General features: G+C 70.7%; 16 protein-coding genes. 7 read left to right on the top strand and 9 right to left on the bottom strand.

Going from position 1 to position 18,647, the window contains the following annotated elements; translation table 11 throughout:
* Positions 1–522: 522 nt before the first annotated feature.
* Positions 523–1,758, bottom strand: coding sequence for a 5-aminolevulinate synthase (gene hemA, locus NK718_RS21110; RefSeq protein ID WP_254746441.1), 1,236 nt, complete (start codon positions 1,756–1,758; stop codon positions 523–525).
* Between the two features lie 208 nt (positions 1,759–1,966).
* Here hemA and NK718_RS21105 point away from each other — a divergent pair, with 208 nt between their 5' ends.
* Entirely contained in the window at positions 1,967–2,149 is a 183-nt protein-coding gene (locus tag NK718_RS21105; protein WP_254746439.1) for a hypothetical protein, read from the top strand.
* Positions 2,150–2,580: 431 nt separating this feature from the next.
* The gene (locus NK718_RS21100; protein WP_254746437.1) at positions 2,581–3,942 is read left to right on the top strand and encodes a dicarboxylate/amino acid:cation symporter; all 1,362 of its coding nucleotides are present in this window, start codon (positions 2,581–2,583) and stop codon (positions 3,940–3,942) included.
* Between the two features lie 74 nt (positions 3,943–4,016).
* On the opposite strand, the gene NK718_RS21095 is transcribed toward NK718_RS21100, so the two are convergent.
* Positions 4,017–4,952, bottom strand: a complete 936-nt coding sequence (locus tag NK718_RS21095; RefSeq protein WP_254746435.1) for a DMT family transporter — start codon at positions 4,950–4,952, stop codon at positions 4,017–4,019.
* A gap of 191 nt (positions 4,953–5,143) precedes the next feature.
* Between NK718_RS21095 and NK718_RS21090 the strand changes: the two genes are divergently transcribed.
* Positions 5,144–5,632, top strand: coding sequence for a GNAT family N-acetyltransferase (locus tag NK718_RS21090; protein WP_254746433.1), 489 nt, complete (start codon positions 5,144–5,146; stop codon positions 5,630–5,632).
* 109 nt (positions 5,633–5,741) lie between these two features.
* Positions 5,742–8,096 (top strand): mechanosensitive ion channel family protein, encoded by a 2,355-nt coding sequence (locus NK718_RS21085; protein WP_254746431.1) that lies wholly within the window; start codon positions 5,742–5,744, stop codon positions 8,094–8,096.
* A gap of 249 nt (positions 8,097–8,345) precedes the next feature.
* Here the strand turns inward: NK718_RS21085 and NK718_RS21080 are convergent, their stop codons facing one another.
* A complete protein-coding gene (locus NK718_RS21080) occupies positions 8,346–9,944 on the bottom strand; it encodes a S10 family peptidase (RefSeq protein WP_254746429.1) in 1,599 nt (532 codons plus the stop codon).
* Positions 9,945–10,314: 370 nt separating this feature from the next.
* Here NK718_RS21080 and NK718_RS21075 point away from each other — a divergent pair, with 370 nt between their 5' ends.
* Positions 10,315–10,794: a hypothetical protein gene (locus tag NK718_RS21075; protein ID WP_254746427.1), complete on the top strand. Its 480-nt coding sequence runs from the start codon at positions 10,315–10,317 to the stop codon at positions 10,792–10,794.
* Positions 10,795–10,830: 36 nt separating this feature from the next.
* Here the strand turns inward: NK718_RS21075 and NK718_RS21070 are convergent, their stop codons facing one another.
* Positions 10,831–11,337 (bottom strand): DUF1993 domain-containing protein, encoded by a 507-nt coding sequence (locus tag NK718_RS21070; protein WP_254746425.1) that lies wholly within the window; start codon positions 11,335–11,337, stop codon positions 10,831–10,833.
* Between the two features lie 296 nt (positions 11,338–11,633).
* Between NK718_RS21070 and NK718_RS21065 the strand changes: the two genes are divergently transcribed.
* On the top strand, positions 11,634–12,296 hold the full coding sequence (locus NK718_RS21065; RefSeq protein WP_254746423.1) for a L,D-transpeptidase: 663 nt from the start codon (positions 11,634–11,636) through the stop codon (positions 12,294–12,296).
* 56 nt (positions 12,297–12,352) lie between these two features.
* A complete protein-coding gene (locus tag NK718_RS21060; protein WP_254746421.1) occupies positions 12,353–13,243 on the top strand; it encodes an aldose 1-epimerase family protein in 891 nt (296 codons plus the stop codon).
* Between the two features lie 11 nt (positions 13,244–13,254).
* Here NK718_RS21060 and NK718_RS21055 read toward each other — a convergent pair whose 3' ends face one another.
* The 5 genes from NK718_RS21055 to NK718_RS21035 all read right to left on the bottom strand — a co-directional run bounded on the left by NK718_RS21055 (position 13,255) and on the right by NK718_RS21035 (position 18,631).
* On the bottom strand, positions 13,255–14,055 hold the full coding sequence (locus NK718_RS21055; protein ID WP_254746419.1) for an ATP-binding cassette domain-containing protein: 801 nt from the start codon (positions 14,053–14,055) through the stop codon (positions 13,255–13,257).
* Between the two features lies 1 nt (position 14,056).
* Positions 14,057–15,070: an ABC transporter ATP-binding protein gene (locus tag NK718_RS21050; RefSeq protein WP_254746417.1), complete on the bottom strand. Its 1,014-nt coding sequence runs from the start codon at positions 15,068–15,070 to the stop codon at positions 14,057–14,059.
* 6 nt (positions 15,071–15,076) lie between these two features.
* Positions 15,077–15,973 carry an ABC transporter permease gene (locus NK718_RS21045; protein WP_254746415.1) on the bottom strand — a complete coding sequence of 299 codons (897 nt, stop codon included), beginning with the start codon at positions 15,971–15,973 and terminating at the stop codon, positions 15,077–15,079.
* On the bottom strand, positions 15,970–16,977 hold the full coding sequence (locus NK718_RS21040; RefSeq protein ID WP_254746413.1) for an ABC transporter permease: 1,008 nt from the start codon (positions 16,975–16,977) through the stop codon (positions 15,970–15,972). Before NK718_RS21040 ends, NK718_RS21045 begins: the two co-directional genes overlap by 4 nt.
* 91 nt (positions 16,978–17,068) lie before the next feature.
* Entirely contained in the window at positions 17,069–18,631 is a 1,563-nt protein-coding gene (locus NK718_RS21035) for an ABC transporter substrate-binding protein (RefSeq protein WP_254746411.1), read from the bottom strand.
* Positions 18,632–18,647: the final 16 nt, after the last annotated feature.

Here is an 18,647-nt window from a genome sequence, read left to right as displayed (position 1 = left end):
GCTGCGGGGTTCCGGGAACGGGACGGGCGGACTGGCGTCCGCCCTTTGCGCTGTCGCTGCGGGGTTCCGGGAACGGGCGGTCTGACGTCCGCCCTTTTGCGCTGGCGCTCCGGGGTTCCGGTAACGGGAGGCGGCGGAGCCTGCCTTTGCCGTTGCGGGCCCACGGCCCGCCCGTCCCCGGAGCGGTGGAGCGACAGCGGAACCGCATCCGGGGCCTAGCGCGATATGTCGCGCGTCAGCGCGTCCTTGCGAAAAGGCTCATGAAGCTCCGCTTCGCGGCAGCATCCATGCGCTGGCTCCCGGACACCCCTCCGCTGGCGCTGCGGGGTTCCGGGAACGGGCGGACTGACGTCCGCCCTTGGCGCTGTTGCTCCGGGGTTCCGGGAACGGGCGGACTGGCGTCCGCCCTTGGCGCTGTCGCTGCGGGGTTCCGGGAACGGGGCGGGCGAGAGCCCGCCCTTTTCATCGAATCAACGGCTCCTGGAACGGGGGTGAGCGAAGGCTGCCCTCCCCCCCGCCGCCTCACTCGGCGGCGGTGACGGCGGCCTGGGGCTCGAAGGGGAGGCCGAGGTGGGTCCAGGTCTCGACCAGCGCGTCGGCGAGGCCGGCGATCAGGGCGTCGTCGTGGAAGGGCGTCGGGGTGATGCGCAGGCGCTCCGTGCCGCGCGGCACGGTGGGGAAGTTGATCGGCTGGATGTAGAGGCCGTGGCGCTCCAGCAGCCGGTCCGACGCCGCCTTCACCAGCTCGGGGTCGCGCACCATCAGCGGCACGATGTGAGTCGGCGTCTCCAGCACCGGCAGACCGGCGGCGGCGAGCGCCGCCTTGGTGCGCGCCACCTGGCGGCGCTGCGCCTCGCGCTCGGCCTGCGAGGCCTTGAGGTGGCGCACCGAGGCCGTCGCGGCGGCCGCCACGGCGGGCGGCAGCGTGGTGGTGAAGATGAAGCCCGGCGCGTGCGAGCGCACCGCGTCCACCACCGCCTCGGTGGAGGCGATGTAGCCGCCGACGCAGCCGAAGGCCTTGCCCAGCGTGCCCTCGATGACGTCGATGCGGCCCATCTCGCCGTCGCGCTCGGCCACGCCCGCGCCGCGCGGGCCGTACAGGCCAACCGCGTGGACCTCGTCGATATAGGTCATCGCGCCGTAGCGCTCGGCGAGGTCGCAGACGCGGCCGATGGGGGCGATGTCGCCGTCCATCGAATAGACGCTCTCGAACACGATCAGCTTCGGCCGCTCGCGCCCGGCGTTGCGCAGCAGGTCCTCCAGATGCGCCATGTCGTTGTGGCGGAACACGGCGCGCGCCGCGCCGGAATAGCGCACGCCCTCGATCATCGAGGCGTGGTTGAGGCTGTCGGACAGAATCAGGCAATCCGGCAGCAGCCTGGCGATGGTGGCGATGCCGGTGGCGTTCGACACGTAGCCGGAGGTGAAGACCAGCGCCGCCTGCTTGCGGTGCAGGTCGGCCAGCTCGGCCTCGAGCCCCACGATGGGGTGGTGCGTGCCGGAGATGTTGCGCGTGCCGCCCGCCCCCGCGCCCATGCGCCGGGCCGTCTGCGCCATCGCCTCCACCACGTCCGGGTGCTGGCCCATGCCGAGATAGTCGTTGGAGCACCAGATCACCACCGGGACGGGGCCCGCCGGCGTGTGGCGCACGGCGTGGGGGAAGCGCCCGGCCTGACGTTCGATGTCGGCGAAAACGCGATAGCGCCGCTCGGCCTTGAGTGTGGCGAGAGCATCGGCGAAAAAACGTTGGTAATCCATGAGAGGAATTCTGCCGCACGCACGGTTAATGAAGACACGCGAGGCGAAGCCGCCGCGCGGGGCCGGACCGCCGGCCACGACGACACTAGCACGAACCGGGCCGCGTCGCCGACCCGGGTGATTGCGGACGAAGCGGGCGGTTTGAAGGCCGCGCTTCAGGATGGCGGCGGCGCGGCGCGCCGTCGAGCGGGACGAAGGACCAAGGGGCATGACGGGCGAACGCAACGAGAGCGAGACGGCGCGCCGCCAGAGGCTGGCGGCGGCCCTGCGCGAGAACCTGAAGCGCCGCAAGGCGCGCGAGCGGGCCCGGCGCGACGCGCCGTCGGGCGCGCCCTCCCCGGACGAGGCCGGCCCGCCCGCCGCGCCCGCCCAGGGCGCAGACGACGCTTGAAAGCCGCGCCGGCTTGCCCCTATGCTCGGGCATCCGCAATCAACGAAAGGAGGTGATCCAGTGTCTCATCTGATTCAGCCGCGGTCGTCCGCGCTCGCGACCTGGACCCTCGTCGAGGGCCGCGCCGCGTAGGCGACGCCGGAGCTTCGGCTCGCGGTCCGCAAGGGGCCGCGGCATGGAAACGGAGGGGGCCGTCCCGCAAGGGGCGGCCCTTTCCGCGTTCGGGGACCGGCGCGGGGCTTGGCGGGCCGCGACGCTTTCGCGTTTGATCATTTCCGGTTTTCGAGTCGTACTGTGGCGAGGAGGGCGGAACATCCGCCCTTCCGGGCAGGAACGCTCTGATTCTCCGCTCGACGCGCGCCGGGCCTGGCTTTACCGGTGCGCGGGCGCGGGAGGCGGCCGTTCCGGCTCACCCCCGCGGGAGATTTGACATGACCAGCACATCCGAGGTCGCCGCGCCGGTCAGGGCCGGCCGCAAACCCATTTGGACGCACCTTTATTTCCAGGTCCTCACCGCCATCGTCATCGGCATCCTGCTGGGGCATTTCTACCCCCACACGGGCGAGGCGATGAAGCCGCTGGGCGACGCTTTCATCAAGCTCATCAAGATGATCATCGCGCCGGTCATCTTCTGCACGGTGGTGATCGGCATCGCCGGCATGGAGGACATGAAGAAGGTCGGCAAGACCGGCGCGCTGGCGCTGCTCTATTTCGAGATCGTCAGCACGCTGTCGCTGATCATCGGCCTCATCATCGTCAACGTGGTGCAGCCCGGCGCGGGCATGCACGCCGCCCCCTCCGCCGCCGACATGAAGGCGGTCGAGAGCTACGCCAAGCCCGGCGCGCTCGGCTCCACGGCCGACTTCCTGATGAACATCATCCCCTCCACCGTGGTCGACGCCTTCGCCAAGGGCGAGATCCTGCAGGTGCTGTTCTTCGCGGTGCTGTTCGGCTTCGCGCTGCACCGGTTCGGCGGGCGCGGCACACTGGTGTTCGACTTCATCGAGAAGACCTCGCACGTCTTCTTCGGCGTCGTCGGCATCATCATGAAGGTGGCCCCGATCGGCGCGTTCGGCGCGATGGCGTTCACCATCGGCAAGTACGGCATCGGCACGCTGACCTCGCTCGCCTGGCTGATGGGCACGTTCTACGCCACCTGCCTGCTGTTCGTGTTCGGCGTGCTGGGGGCCATCGCCTGGTGGCACGGCTTCTCGATCTTCCGCTTCGTCGCCTACATCAAGGAGGAGCTGCTGATCGTGCTCGGCACCTCGTCCTCCGAGGCGGCGCTGCCGCGCATGATCGCCAAGATGGAGAACGCCGGCGCGGACAAGTCCGTGGTCGGCCTCGTCATCCCCACGGGCTATTCGTTCAACCTCGACGGCACCTCGATCTACCTCACGCTGGCGGCGGTGTTCATCGCCCAGGCCACCGACACCCCGCTCGACATCGGCCACCAGCTCACCCTGCTGGTCGTGCTGCTGCTGACCTCGAAGGGCGCGGCGGGCGTCACCGGCTCGGGCTTCATCGTGCTGGCGGCGACGCTGTCGGCGGTGGGCAACGTGCCGGTGGCCGGCCTGGCGCTGATCCTGGGCATCGACCGCTTCATGTCGGAGGCGCGCGCCCTCACCAACCTGGTCGGCAACGGCGTCGCCACGCTGGTCGTCGCCAAGTGGTGCGGCGAGCTGGACACGGCGCGGCTGAACCACGTGCTGACGTCCGAGACCGACCTGGAGGCCGACGAGCCGGAGGCGGTGCTGGACCAGCAGGAGGCCCACATGGCGCGCACCCCCTGAGGCGCGCCGCCCCAAAATTCCACGACCCTCGCCCGCTCTCGCCCGCGCCCCATTCCCGGGGCGCGGGTTTTTCGTCACGGGCGCGGCTGCGCCTGCTCGGCGGCGCGCCGGGCGATGCCGAGCTTGCGCTCGCGGTGCATGGTGTAGAGGCTCGACGCCATTACGATGGCGCAGCCGGCCACCACCCACACGTTCAGCGGGTTGCCGAACACGAACATGCCGTAGAGCACGCCCCACACCATCATCGTGTACTGCATCGGCGCCACCGCCGCCGCCGAGGCGTGGCTGAGCGCGCGCAGCATCAGGAACTGCGCCGATCCCATCAGCAGCCCCGACAGCGCCAGCGCGCCGACATCGGCCAGCGCGGGCGCGCGCCACACGAAGGGCACGACCGGCAGGCTCACCGCCAGCAGCCCCAGCATCACCGCGCTCGCCATGGTGGAGGCGGACTCGATGCCGCGCAAATGGCGCATGATCAGCAGCGTCGCCGCGCCGGAGAACGCCGTCAGCAGCGCCGCCCCATGGCCCAGCGACAGCTCCTGGAAGCCGGGGCGCACCATCACCAGCACGCCGACGAAGCCGACCGTCGCCGCCGCCCAGCGGCGCGCGCCCACCTTCTCGCCGAGGATCGGGATGGCCATGACGGTGACGAGCAGCGGCGCGCAGAAGGCCAGCGCGTAGACGTCGGCCAGCGGCAGATGGCGGAAGGCGTAGAGGCCGAAGATCGCGCCCAGCCCCGACAGCGCGCCGCGCAGCGCCACCAGCCCGAGATTGCCGTTTCGCGGCAGGCGGAAGCCGCCGTCGCGCAGCACCATCGCCATCACCGGGATGATGGCGAAGGCGACCTGCATGGGGATGAGCTGGAAGGTGGAGTAGGCGCCCACCACGGCCTTCATCAGGGCGTCGGAGGTGGCGAAGAAGAAATAGGCGCCGAGCGCGAAGGCGATGCCTTTCAACGTCGACGCGCGCCGCTCGGGCTCCATCGCCACGGCAGGCTGTTCCCTCGACACCCGCGTCACCTCGCCTGTTGGGGATTCCCCCTCTGTCGCGAGCGCTTGCGTCGGGGGTTGCCGACATCGAGGAATAACTTGCGCCGGCTGCTTCGTCGACCGCTTCCCCATGTTCTCCTGCATGGTCGCATTGCGCCGGGCCGGGTGCGCGATGTTGACGCGCCGTGGCGGGGCTGGAATCGTCGACGGCGATGAGCGAGACCCTCACGATCCGCCCGTTCCGGCCGGCCGACGCGCCGGCCTGCGCCCGCATCTATGTCGAGGCGCGCCGGGTGGCGTTCTCGTGGTGCCCGCCCGACATGTTCACGGACGACGAGTTCGCGCGCGACTCGCGCGGCGAAGCCGTGTTCGTGGCCGAGGAGGCCGGCGAGGTGCGGGGCTTCCTGTCCATCTGGACGCCGGACCACTTCATCCACCTGCTGTTCGTCGACCCCGCGATGCACCGGCGCGGCATCGGGGCGGCGCTGCTGCGCCACGCCGAACGCCAGTTCGGGTCGTGGGGCTGGCTGAAATGCCAGTCCGGCAACCTCAACGCGCTCGCCTTCTACACGCGCATGGGCTGGACGGTGGGCGAGGGCGGCGTCAACGAGCTCGGGCCTTGGCGCGCGGTGTCGTGGCTCTCCCCCGACCTGTCCGAGCCGGCCCGGCGCGCGCTGGAAGGCCGGCCGCGAGCCGATTAACTTCTCGCGAGCGGCTTTCCGAACGGGCCGGGACGGCGTACATCGGGGCGCAACCCCAACGCCCGCCCAGGCTCCGCTTGCCGGGGAGCCGACGCGGACCCGGTGCAACATGACCCGCTCGACACGCCTTCGCCGCGCCGCCCTCGCCGTCACGGCCGCCATGGCCTTCCTGGCGGCGGTCCCGCTCGGCCTCGCCCCGGCGCGGGCGCAGCATGGCGGCCTGCTGTCGCTGTTCCCGGGCGCGCAGGCGGCCGAACCCGCGCCGGCTGCGCAAGTCGCGCCTTCCGCGCCGGCGTCGTCCGCCCCGCCGATCCGCGTCATCATCGAGGTGCCCAACACCGAGGCCGGACGGGGATTCGTCACCGAGCAGCTGATGCCGAAGATCGGCGGCGGGGCGGTCGCCACGCCGGCGCCGTCGGCGGCCCCGCCCGCGGGGACCGACGGCAAGCCCGCCGAGGCCGCCGCCGCGCCGGCCACGTCTTCCGCCGCCGCGACTCCCGCCGCCGCCGCGTCGCAACCGGCCACGAGCGCGCCGCTGCCGGCCGCCGCGGCGGAGATGAGCACGCTGGCCGGCCAGGGGCTGGACAGGCTGCGCGACCGGGCGAGCTCCCTGGTGATGGCCGCGCCGCGCGTGCCGGAGGACATCTCGGCCGCCTTCCATCTCTTCGTCGCCATGGGCAACCGGCTGCATTTGCGCTGGATGGCGCTCGCCTTCGTCGTCTTCGCGGGCGGCGGCTTCCTGGCGCGCCAGCTCGCCTGGTGGTCGGCGCGCGGCCTGCTGACGCGCATCATGAACGCTCCGGGCGAGACGCCGGGCCAGCGCGTGCGGCTGTTCGGCATGCGGCTCACCGTGGCGGTGTACGTGCTGAGCGCCTTCCTGATGGGCAGCCTCGGCGCGTTCCTGCTGTTCCCGTGGCCGCCCGTGTTCCGCGAGATCGTGCTCAGCCTGCTCGGCGTCACCGTCGCCATCGGCTTCGCCAACGCGGTGGGGCGCGTGCTCATCGCGCCCGGCGCGCGCCACGACTATTTCCGCGTGCTGCCGCTCACCACGCGGCGGGCGGTGTTCTGGTATCGCTGGCTTCTCATCATCGTCTCCACCATCGCCATCGGCGCGGCGGCGATCAGCGTGCTGCGCATCATCGCGCTGCCGGCGATCACCCGCGACGTCATCCTGATGGGCTGGCGGGCGGTGGTGATCGGCCTGCTCATCACGGCGCTGTGGCAGCGCCAGGCGATGCGGGACGAGCCGCCCGTGAGCCGCATCCTCGCCGTGGTGCTCACCGTCGACTTCGTGCTGATGTGGGTGTTCGCGGCGATGGAGCTGTGGAGCCTTTTCGCCACGCTCGCCGTGTTCACCATCGTGCCGCTGCTCGCCAATCTGGTGCGCGGCGGCGTGCGCAACGTCGTGCGGCTCAACGAGCCCGGCCAGCCGCAGGATTCCGCCGTCATCACCTGGGCGGTGCTGGTGGAGCGCGCCATCCGCCTGCTGCTGGTCATCGGCGGCGCGCTCGTGCTGGCGCGCGCCTGGGGCGTCGACCTCAACGACATCGCCATGGGCGAGACGGGGTTCACCCGCGTGGTGCGGGCGCTGGTGCGCATCGTCATCATCGTGCTGGTGGCCGACCTCGCCTGGCGGCTGATCCGCGCCGTGATCGACGGACGGCTCGACGACGACCCCGCCCTCCCCCTGCACGACGACTCCCCGGAGGCGCGCCGCCGCCAGCGCCTGCGCACGCTGCTGCCGATCCTGCGCAACTTCCTGCTCGTCATCATCGGCGCGATCACGGTGCTCACCGTGCTCGATTCCCTCGGCATCCAGATCGGCCCGCTGCTGGCCGGCGCCGGCGTCGTCGGCATCGCCATCGGCTTCGGCGCGCAGACGCTGGTGAAGGACATCATCTCCGGCGTGTTCTACCTGCTCGACGACGCCTTCCGCGTCGGCGAGTACATCCAGGCCGGCAGTCACCGGGGCACGGTGGAGTCGTTCTCCATCCGCTCCGTGAAGCTGCGCCACCATCGCGGGCCGATCTCCACCGTGCCGTTCGGCGAGCTGGGCGCGGTGCAGAACCTCAGCCGCGACTGGGTGATCGACAAGTTCACCATCGGCGTCACCTACGACACCGACCTCGAGAAGGCGCGCAAGATCGTCAAGAAGATCGGGCAGACGCTGGCGGCCGATCCCGAGTTCAGCGCCAACATCCTCGAGCCCCTGAAAATGCAGGGCGTCGAGCAGATGGGCGACTACGCCATCCAGCTGCGCCTCAAGATGATGACGCGGCCGGGCGAGCAATTCGTCATCCGCCGCAAGGCCTACGCCATGCTGAAGCAGGCCTTCCAGGAGAGCGGCATCCAGTTCGCCTTCCCCACCGTCCGCGTCTCGGGCGGCGAGCACTTCGACCCCAACGACCTCGCCGCCGCCGCCCAATCCGCCATCGGCCACCAGAAGCCCGCCCCGGCGGCTTAGGGCCCGTCCCCGGCCCGGTGCAGCGACAGCGGAACCGGAGCCGGGGCCCAGCGCAATATGCCGCGCGTCAGCGCGTCCTGATGGCCTTTTCCATGGAGCGCCGCTGCGCGGCATCATCCATGCGCTGGATCCCGGACACCCCTCCGCTATCGCTGCGGGGTTCCGGGAACGGGCGGACTGGCGTCCGCCCCTTCAGGCGCCGGCGTCCGGCCCGCCAATCCCCGGCCCGGTGAAGCGACAGCGCCGCCCTTAGCGCTCTGCCCCCGCCAGCGCCGCCTTGTAGAGGCGCTCGGCGTCGTCGCGGAAGGCGGCGCGGGAGTCGGGGCGGTCATAGAACATGTGGCCGCCGGGATAGACGGCGAGCGGGTAGCGGGCCGGGTCGCCCAAAGCGGGCAACTGGTCGAGCAGCAGCTTGCTCTCGAAATAGGGCGTGACGAGATCGGTGGCGCCGTGGGCCACCAGCGCCCGCATGTTGGGATCGAGCGCCAGCGCCTCGCGCAGGTCGCCCAGCGCCTCGGGCGCGGCGCGCCGGCCGCCCCACATCCACTGATTGCCGACTTCCCGGTTGAGCAGGCGATAGGGCCTGTCGATGCGCCAGCCGAGCTTGCGGTAGAGCTCCGTCGCCGCCGCCGTCAGCGGCGCCTCGGTGGCGTCGAGCACCGGGTCGTCGCCATGCGGAACCGGGGAGGTCGGCTCGGGGTCGTAGCCCAGCACCAGCGCGTCGTAGGCGCTGCCGATCTTCTGCTCGCCGCGCGTCCGCTCGCGCAGGAAGGTGCGGCTGTCGAGCCGCCCGCCGAGCCGGCGCAGCAGCGCCTCGTCGAGGCCGGTGAAGCCGGCGACCCTGGCGGCGATGCGCCCCACCGCCGCCTCGTCGCGCGGGCCCTTGAGGAAGTCGGCGACGAACTCGCCCGAGGCGTAGGCCTCGACGTCGGCCAGCGTCTCGCGCCCCTGCAGGCCGCGCGCCTCGCGCGACGCCGCCGCCATCGACGGCAGCTCGCCCGCCCAGCGCAGCGGCGTGTGGCGGTTCTGGAAGCGCCAGCCGAAATCGAGCACCGGCGACACCATCACCAGCCCGCGCACGCCCACCCCCTGCTCGCCCTGCAGGGCGCGCGCCAGCTTGGGAACGCGGAAGCCGCCATAGCTCTCGCCGACGAGGAACTTGGGCGAGAGCTGGCGTCCCTCCTTCTCGACCCATTTGCGGATGGCGACGGCCAGCACCGAGATGTCGGAATCGACCGACCAGAAGCGCCGGCGCGCGTCGTCGCCGCGCAGCGTCGTCCAGCTGTAGCCGGTGCCGACCGGATCGAGGAACACCATGTCGGTGAAGGGCAGCCAGCTCTCCGCGTTGGGCGCCGCGAGCGGCGAGGCGGACGGGGCCGGCCGCGACAGGTCGACGCGCCACGGCCCGACCGCGCCGAGATTGAGATAGGCCGAGGCCGCCCCCGGCCCGCCGTTGAACAGGAAGGTGAGCGGCCGGCCGGCGTCGCCGCCCTCCAGCCGATAGGCGACGAAGCCGATCTCGGCGATCAGCGGCCCGCCCTCCCCGTCGAACAGCGGCACCACGCCGAGCGTCGCGGTGAAGGCGAGCGGCTTGCCGCCGATATCCAGCGTGTGGCGGGTGGTCGACTCGGCCGGCAGCTTGCGGGCGTCCGGCTGGGCCGGGCGGGCGGCCTCGCCCTCCTGCCCGCGCCCGCGCTCGCCGTCCTGCCGCTCCTGCGGCGCGGGGCGCTGCTGGGCGAAGCCCGCCGCCATCGGCCAGGCGCCGAACAGCGCAACGGCGAGCGCCGCCGCAAAAAGGCGGCGGGTCAGGGGAGCAAGCGGGGTCGGGCGCATCAGGGTCGGGAGCATGGAGCCTCCGGTCGGCGCGCGGGTGTCCGCGCGGGCGGCGTCATTCGGCCGGCATCATCACGCCGAACGCCCGGCCGTCAAAGTTGCATCCATGCAAGATCACGTGACCCGCAAGGTTCCGCTGGCGGGCGGCGCGGATGTTCGGCGCGCGTTCGGCACTGTTGTTCGGATGGAAGTTCCGGTTTCAGGCCGGTCCGAGCCCGAAAATCCGATCGCGGCGGATTTCGGCGTCGAATTCGGCGGCGAAGACCGCCGTCTCCGTTTGGAGTCAGAGGCCTTCGGAACTCGATCCGGCGACAGCGCGGCCGTGTGGGAACGGCCTCGCCTTTCGCGTGTTGTTTGGGCGAATCGATAACCGGAGGCTGCACCGATGAGACCGGCCAAGTTGCACATGGGCGCGGCCGCGCTGATCGTCGCTCCCGTCCTCGCCGCGCTCGCTTTGCTGCCGGCCGCCCAACGGACGTCCGGCGGGTCGGAGACCCCGGCCCCGCAGGCGGGTACGGGGCTCGCGGGAGCGGGGCTGGTGACCGCCGCCGAGGCCCGCGAGGCCCCGGCTCCCCAGGTCCCCGCCATCGCGCCGGCCCCCGCGGAGACGGAGAAGCGGACGGTCAGGGTCATCCTGGACTCCCCCTTCGGCCCGCCGCCCGACGTGGTCGTGACCACCGAGCCGGCCAAGCCGCCGGTCTACGCGCCGGAGCCCGGGAAGTCCCACGCCCGGCTGGCCGAGGCGGCCCCCGACCCACAGGAGAAGCCCAGGCCGAAGAAGAAGAAGAAGCCGCGCCGCGCGCCGGGCCTGGAACAGTTCGCCGGCCCGGCCCTGTCGTCGCCCTTCTTCGCCTTCACGCGCTGAGAGCAAGCCCTTGATCAGCCTCGCTTTTCGCGACGGTCAGGAACGGCCGACGAAGTCGCGCTTGCCCAGCTCGACGCCGTTGTGGCGCAGGATTCCGTAGGCCGTCGCGGCATGGAAATAGAAGTTCGGCAGCGCGAAGTTCAGCAGGTAGTCCTGCCCCTTGTAGACGCGCGGCTGGCCGCCGATCGTCAGCGTCACCTCGCGGTCCTCGCTGCCGTCGACCTGGGCGGCGGAGAAGCCGGCGACGAAGTCGCGCGTCTTCGCGATCCGCGCCTGGAGTTGCTCGACGGTCGTCTCGACGTCCTCGTACTTGGGAGGCTCGATGCCGGCCAGACGCGCCGTCGTACCCTTGGCGAAGTCGGTGACGAGCTGGATCTGCCGCGACAGCGGGAACATGTCCGGATAGAGCCGGCAGCCCAGCAGCACGGCGGGATCCACCTTGCGCGCCGCGGCGTGCTCGGCCGCCTTGGCGACGATGGCGGAGAGGTTGTCGAGCCCGCGCAGGAACACGGGGACAGAGGCCTGGTACATCGACAGAGACATGGAAGCTCCGGATTTCACGGAAAAAAGGATGGCCCGCCTGCCTAGCGCATCGCCGGCCGCGCCGCCACGGTCCCGTTGGCCGATCACATGGCGTTGATCGCCCGGCGGCGCGAAACGGGGAGCGCCCCCTCGACTCCGGCGCGCCCCGGATGCCATAGACGTCAAGGTCCAGGCAGGCGCTCCCGAGCGCTGCCCGATGGAACCCGGAAGTCATTGTCGGAGTTGCAGAAAAACGCGAGCGCTCCGCTCGCGCTTCAGCGCCGGAAGGCCGGCGCGCCAGACCCAAGAAGGACGTCATGTCGAAGATCAGCCGCCGCTTCCTCGTCCTCGGCACGCCCGCCCTGCTGGCGGGCTGCGTCTCGGAGCGCCGGTTGGCCTCGCTTCCGGCCCTGCCCGTCCACGACGAGTCGTTCTACCTCACCTACGGCGAAATCCGTGGCGAGCGCTTCCCGGTGCCGGCGGTCGACCCCTACGACGTCAACCCCGAGTATCTGCGCCGGCAGGTGGTCTATGACGGGCCGGAGAGCGCGGGCTCCATCGTCATCGACCCCAACGAGCGCTATCTCTACCTCGTCCAGCCGGGCGGCAAGGCGATGCGCTACGGCGTCGGCGTCGGCCGCGAGGGCTTCGCCTGGAGCGGGGCGGCGACGATCCGCCGCAAGTCCGAGTGGCCCACCTGGACGCCGCCGGGCTCGATGATCCAGCGCCAGCCCGAGCTGGCGGAGTACGCCGGGGGCATGCCGGGCGGGCTCGAAAACCCGCTGGGCGCGAGGGCGATGTACCTCTACCAGGGCGACCGCGACACGCTGTACCGCATCCACGGCACCAACGAGCCCGGTTCGATCGGCTCGGCCGTGTCCTCAGGCTGCATCCGGCTGATCAACCAGGACATTATCGACCTCTACCGCCGCGTGCCGATCGGCACCCGGGTGGTCGTGCGCCCCGCCGAGATCAGCTGAGCGGGGCTTGCCACGCGGCCGGACCTCGCGCCCAATAGGCCGGCGCGAGGACCCGAATGCGACCTGAAATTTCCCTGAAATCCGCCGAGCTCGGCGTCGACATCTCCCTGTTCGGCGCGGAATTGCGCTCGCTCCGAACTGCTCCAAACATGGAATGGCTCTGGCAGGGCGATCCCGCCTCCTGGCCGCGCCAGGCCCCCGTGCTGTTTCCGGTGATCGGCCGCTGCGCCGGCGGCGGGGTGCGGCACCGGGGCCGCTTCTACCCGATCCCGCTGCACGGCTACGCGCCCGAGAGCACTTTCGACATCGTCGCCGTCGCCGACGGAGCCTGCACGCTGCGGCTCGATCCGAGCGAGGCGACGCGCCGCGTGTGGCCGTTCGAGCTGCGGCTGGAGGTGGCGTTCGCCCTCGACGGGCCGACGCTGCGCCAGACGGCCAGCGTCACCAATCTCGGCGGGGAGACCGCCGCCGCCGCGTTCGGCTTCCACCCCGGCTTCGCCTGGCCGACGCCCTCCGCGCCTGGGGCGGCGCAGACCGATTCCATCGTGCTGTTCGAGCGCGAGGAGACCGCGCCGATCCGCCGCCTGCGCGACGGGCTGCTCGGGCCGGAGCCCTTCCCCAACGAGATCGAGGGGCGGACGCTGCGCCTGAGCCCGGAGCTCTTTACCCGCGACGCGATGTTCTTCGACCGGCCGGCGAGCCGCTCCGTGTGGTTCGGAACGCCCGGTGCGCCGGGCGTCGAAGTCGAGTTCCCGGACTGTCCGCAGCTCGGCCTGTGGATGCGCCCCGGCGCGCGGTTCCTGTGCATCGAGCCCTGGCAGGGGCACGACCATCCGCTGGGCTTCGACGGGGACGTGCTGGAGTCGCCGGGAATGGTCCGGCTCGAACCCGGCGAGTCCTTCACGCGGCATCTGGCGATCACGCCCGGCGCGCTTATGCCGGCGTGAGCCGCGCCTGGTCAGCCGGCCCTGGCGAAGGGGCTCTTGTCCGGGTCGGGCTCCGGCATGGCGGCGAGCAGCATGCGGGCGTAGTCGGACTTCGGCGCGGTGAAGATCGTCTCGGTGTCGCCCTCCTCCACGATCTCGCCGCGATAGATCAGCGCCACGTGGTCGCAGATGTAGCGGATGACGCCGAGGTCGTGGGAGATGAACAGGTAGGTCAGCGCGAAGCGCCGTTGCAGGTCGTGCAGCAGGTTCAGCACCTGCGCCTGCACGGAGACGTCGAGCGCCGAGGTGGGTTCGTCGAGGATCAGCAACTCGGGGTTGACGGCGAGCGCGCGGGCGATGCCGATGCGCTGGCGCTGGCCGCCCGAGAACTCGTGCGGAAAGCGCCACAAATGCTGCTCGCCGAGGCCGACGAGTTGCAGCAGCTCCGCCACGCGCTCGGTGCGCTGGCGCGCGTTCAGGCCCAGCGTGGCGCGGTGGATCACCATCGGCTCCTCGATGATGTCGTGCGCGCTCATGCGCGGGTTCAGCGAGGCGTAGGGATCCTGGAACACGATCTGGATGCGCGAGCGCATGCGCCGCATCTCGGCCGCCGACAGAGTGGCGAGGTCGACGCCGTCATAGACGATGCGCCCCTCGGTGATCGGCTCCAGCCCAAGAATGCAGCGCGTCAGCGTCGTCTTGCCCGAGCCGGATTCACCGACCAGGCCGAAGCTTTCGCGCGCCACGACGTTCAGCGTCACGTCCCGGAGCGCGGTGACGCCGCCGCCGCGCGCGGGATAGAGCTTGGTGACGCCTTCGATCCGCAGCACCATCTCAGATCTCCCCCGCCAGCACGCAGGCGACGGAATGGCCCGGCGACAGCTCGCGCATGGCGGGCGCGCCGAGGTCGCACGCCGCCGTGGCGTGGGCGCAGCGCGTCGCGAAGCGGCAGCCCGGCGGCGGCTTGAACAGGCTCGGCACGATGCCGGGCAAGCCGGCGAGCTCGCCCCGCTTCGTGCCCGCCGTCGGGACGGCGGCCATGAGCGCGCGCGTATAGGGATGGCCCGGGTTCTTGAACACCGGCCGCACCGGCCCGGCCTCGACGATGTTGCCCGCGTACATGACGGCGACATGCGTGCAGAGCTGGGCGACGACGCCGAGATTGTGGGTGATCATCACCACGGTCAGCCCGTCCTCGACGACGAGGTCGTGGATGAGGCGCAGGATCTGCGCCTGCACCGAGACGTCGAGCGCCGTCGTCGGCTCGTCGGCGATCAGCAGGTCGGGCTTGCCGATCAGCGCCATGGCGATCAGCACGCGCTGGCGCATGCCGCCGGAGAACTGGTGCGGGTAGTCGTCGACGCGACGGGCGGCGTCGGGGATGCCGACGCGCTCGAGCATGCGCACCGCCAGCGCGCGCGCGGCCTTGCGGCGGGCGCGCCCGGAGGCGCGCCGGTCGAGCCCCAGCACCGCCGGGTCCGCGTGCCCGGCGTGCAGCGCCACGTCGACCATCTGGTCGCCGATGCGGAACACCGGGTTCAGATTGGTGGTGGGGTCCTGGAAGATCATGCCGATGCGCCGGCCGCGCAGGGCCCGCATCTCCGCCTCCGACGCCGCGAGGAGGTCTCGCCCCTCGAACAGGATCTCGCCCGCGAGGTAGCGGGCCGGCGGGGTCGGCACGAGGCGCGAGATCGACAGGCCGGTGAGCGACTTGCCGCAGCCCGTCTCGCCGACGACGCCCCAGATCTCGCCGGTGTCGACCTTCAGGTCGATGCCGTTGAGCACGTGCGCCTCGCCCTCGAAGGAGCGCATGGCGAGATGGAGGTTGCGAATTTCAAGCAGAGCCATGCGCGGTCAGCGCCTCGCCTTGGGGTCGAGCACGTCGCGCAGCCCGTCGCCCAGCAGGTTGAAGCCGAACACGGCGAGGAAGATGGCCATGCCGGGGAAGATCGCCGTCCACCAGTAGTCGGGCATGTAGCCGCGCGCCAGCGAGAGCAGGGAGCCCCACTCGGGCGTGGGCGGCTTGACGCCGATCCCCACGAAGCCCAGCGAGGCGACGGTGAGGATGGCGAAGCCCATGTCGAGCGACATCTTCACGATGATCGGGGAGATGACGTTGGGCAGGATGTGGCGCATCAGGATGCGCGGCGCGCCGGCCCCGAGCGCGCGCGCCGCCTGCACGAACACCTCTTCCTTCTTGGCCATCACCTCGCCGCGCACCAGACGCGCGAAGCCCGGCCACCACGACATGGCGATGGCGAACACCATGTTGCCGATGCCCGGCCCCAGCGCGGCCGCGATGGCCATGGCGAGGATCAGCGAAGGCAGGGTCAGCATCAGGTCGGTGAAGCGCATCAGCGCCTCGTCCACCCAGCGGCCGAAATAGCCGGCCACCGCGCCGATCAACGTGCCGAAGATGGCGGCGATGACGACGACGGCCAGGCCCGCCAGCAGTGAAATGCGCGAGCCGGCGACGACGAGCGAGAACACGTCCTGCCCGAGTTCGTTGGTGCCGAACCAGAACTGCGCCGACGGCGGGCGGAAGCGCATCGCCGTGCTCACCCCGCCGGCCACGTGCTCCGGGTGAGGCACCACGTAGGGGCCGACGAGCGCGACGGCGATCAACAGCGCCACGATCACGAGCCCGACGATGGACAGCGTGCTCTGGCGAAAACGGTAGGCCCCGCGCCGCCAGTTCTGCCAGCGCGACGACAGCGCGTTGCGCGGCCCGGTTTCGACGGCGGCGCTCATTCGTAGCGGACCCTCGGGTTCAGCAGGCCGTAGGCGAGGTCGACGACGAGATTCGACAGGATGAACACCACGCCGATGGCGAGCGTCACTCCCATCACCGGCATGAAGTCCTGCGTCACGATGGCCTTGGTGGCGTAGAGGCCGATGCCCGGCCAGTCGAACACGGTCTCCACCAGCACCGTGCCGCCGAGCAGCCAGCCGACATAGAGGCCGATGACGGTGAGCGTGGCCGACAGCGCGTTCTTGAACACGTACTTGAACAGGATGAGCCGCTGCGACAGGCCGAGCGCCCGCTCCGTGAGCACATAGTCCTGCTGCAGCACTTCCAGCGTGGAGGCGCGCATCATCCGCGTGATGGTGGCCAGCGGCGACAGGCACATCGCCGCGGCCGGCAAGGCGAGGTGCTTCAGGGCCGTCGCGAAGGCCCCGAGGTCGCCGGCGACGAGCGCGTCGATGGTCAGGAAGCCGGTCACGAAAGGCGGCGGCTCGTCGATGATCGGGAAGCGTCCGCCCAGCGGCAGCCAGAGCAGCCACATGGCGAAGGCGAGCTGCAGCAGCAGGCCGAGGAAGAAGCGCGGCATCGAGATCGCCGCCAGCGACAGCGTGCGCGAGAGATAGTCCGGCCAGCGGTTCGCGTAAACCGCCGAAACGAGGCCGGCGGGCAGGCCGATCGCCACCGCCAGCACCATGGCGGCGATGACCAGCTCCAGCGTGGCGGGGAGGTAGATCTTGAGGTCGTCCCACACCGGCCGGCGCGTCAGCACCGACTGGCCCCAGTCGCCCTTCACGAGCCCGGTGGCGTAGCTCCAGTACTGCGCGGGCAACGGCCGGTCCGTTCCCAATTCGCGGGCGAGCGACTGGATCTCCGCCTGCGTCGCCTGCGGGCCGGCGGCGAGCTTCACCGGATCGCCCGGCAGCAGATGGGAGATCGTGAAGACGAGCAGCGACAGCCCGACGAGGACGGGGATCAGCAGCAGCAGACGGCGGACGGTGTAGATGAGCATCGGCCTCGTGCCTGCAAGGTCCGCGCCGGACGCCGCCCGGGAGCGCCCGGCCCGCTCGCGCGGGCCGGGACGCGCCGCCGGGCGGCTCGCGTCACTTCAGCGACAGGGGGAAGAACTCGATGGCGTTGCTCGCCACCGGGGTGAACACGAAGCCGCTCACGTCCGAGCGGATGGCGAGCTTGCGCTTTTCGAGCACGCCGAAAATGTCCGGCGCGTCGTCGACGACCTGCTTCTGGAACTCCAGGTAGATCGCCTTGCGCTTGGTCTCGTCCGTCTCGGCGCGGCCCTGCATGATGAGGTCGTCCACCTTCGCGCTCTTGTACACCGGGTTCTGCCAGTTGCCGTTGCGCGAGGAGTGGTACGCCGCGAAGGCGATGTTGTCCGGATCGCCGTAGTTCGCCGTCTGATAGACGGGGAAGAAATCGGCCATCTTGTCGGGCGACGCCGTCGAGGCGACCATGTCCGGCCACACCATCGGCTTGATGTCCAGATCGATGTTGATCTTTTTCAGGCTGTCGAGCAGCACGAGCGCGAAGCGGCGCTGCTGCTCCAGGCCCGAGACATGGACCATGGTGAGCTTGATGCCGCCGTTCGGCGACTTCGACTTGGCCAGATACTCCTTCGCCTTGGCGAGATCGGTGCGCGGCACGGGCAGGTTCGGATCGTGGCCGAGGATGCCGTGCGGCAGCGGGCCCACCATGAGCTGCTGGTAGCCGGCCGACTCCTCCATCGATTTGTAGTCGAAGGCGTAGGAGATCGCCTTGCGCAGGTTGATGTCGGCGAGCGGGCCGTACTCGGTGTTCATCTTGATGGAGAAGGTGCGGAACTCCGGCTCCACCACCGAGACGACGCCGGGCTTGTCCTTGAGCGCGTCCATGTCCTCGGCCGTCAGGTCGAGGGCGAAATGAGCCTCGCCGCGCTGCACCGCCAGACGCTGGTTGGACGTCTCGCGGATGATCCGCCAGATCGCGCCGGTGAGGTTGCCGCCGCCCGTCTTCCACGGGTTCGCGACCTTCTCGAACTCGTAGAGATTGCCGGGCTCGGCGCGCTTGATGCGGAAAGCGCCGGAGCCGGCGACGTTGGAGCGCAGATAGGTCTGGCCGTCGTCGGAGCCCTTGTTGGCCTCGACCTCCTTGGCGTTGACCACCCACAGCCACGGCAGCACCTGCAGGAAGGCGGCGAAAGGCTTCACCAGCTTCACCTTCACCGTCGTGGCGTCGACCGGGATGACGCTGTTGGTGTCGATGATGCCGGCCACCATCCACGCATTGCCCTTGGCGAGGCGGATGAGGCGGTCGAACGAGTACTTCACGTCCGCCGACGTCACCGGCGAGCCGTCGGTGAACTTGGCGGCCGGGCTCAGCTTGAACGTGTACTCCATGCCGTCGGGCGACACGGTCCAGGACTCGGCCAGGCTGGGAACCACCTTCACCGGGTTGCCTTCGACGCGCACCAGCGAGTCGTAGACGTTGCGCAGGAACGCGGAGGCCGAGTAGCCCGTCGCGATGTGCGGGTCGAAATTGGGCACATCCTGGTTGCTGGCGATCACCAGGACCTTGCGGGCCTGGGCCATCGCGGGAGCGAGGCCCGCGCCGGAGAGGGCGCCGACCGCGGCCAGCGCGCCCATCGCATGTAGAACTGTCCGTCTCTTCATCGCATTCCCCTCCACC

Source organism: Alsobacter ponti, assembly GCF_024294805.1.
Classification (GTDB): Bacteria; Pseudomonadota; Alphaproteobacteria; order Rhizobiales; family Beijerinckiaceae; genus Alsobacter; species Alsobacter ponti.
The sequence above is the reverse complement of the archived record's forward strand: the minus strand, read 5'-3'. Positions and strand labels throughout refer to the sequence as shown.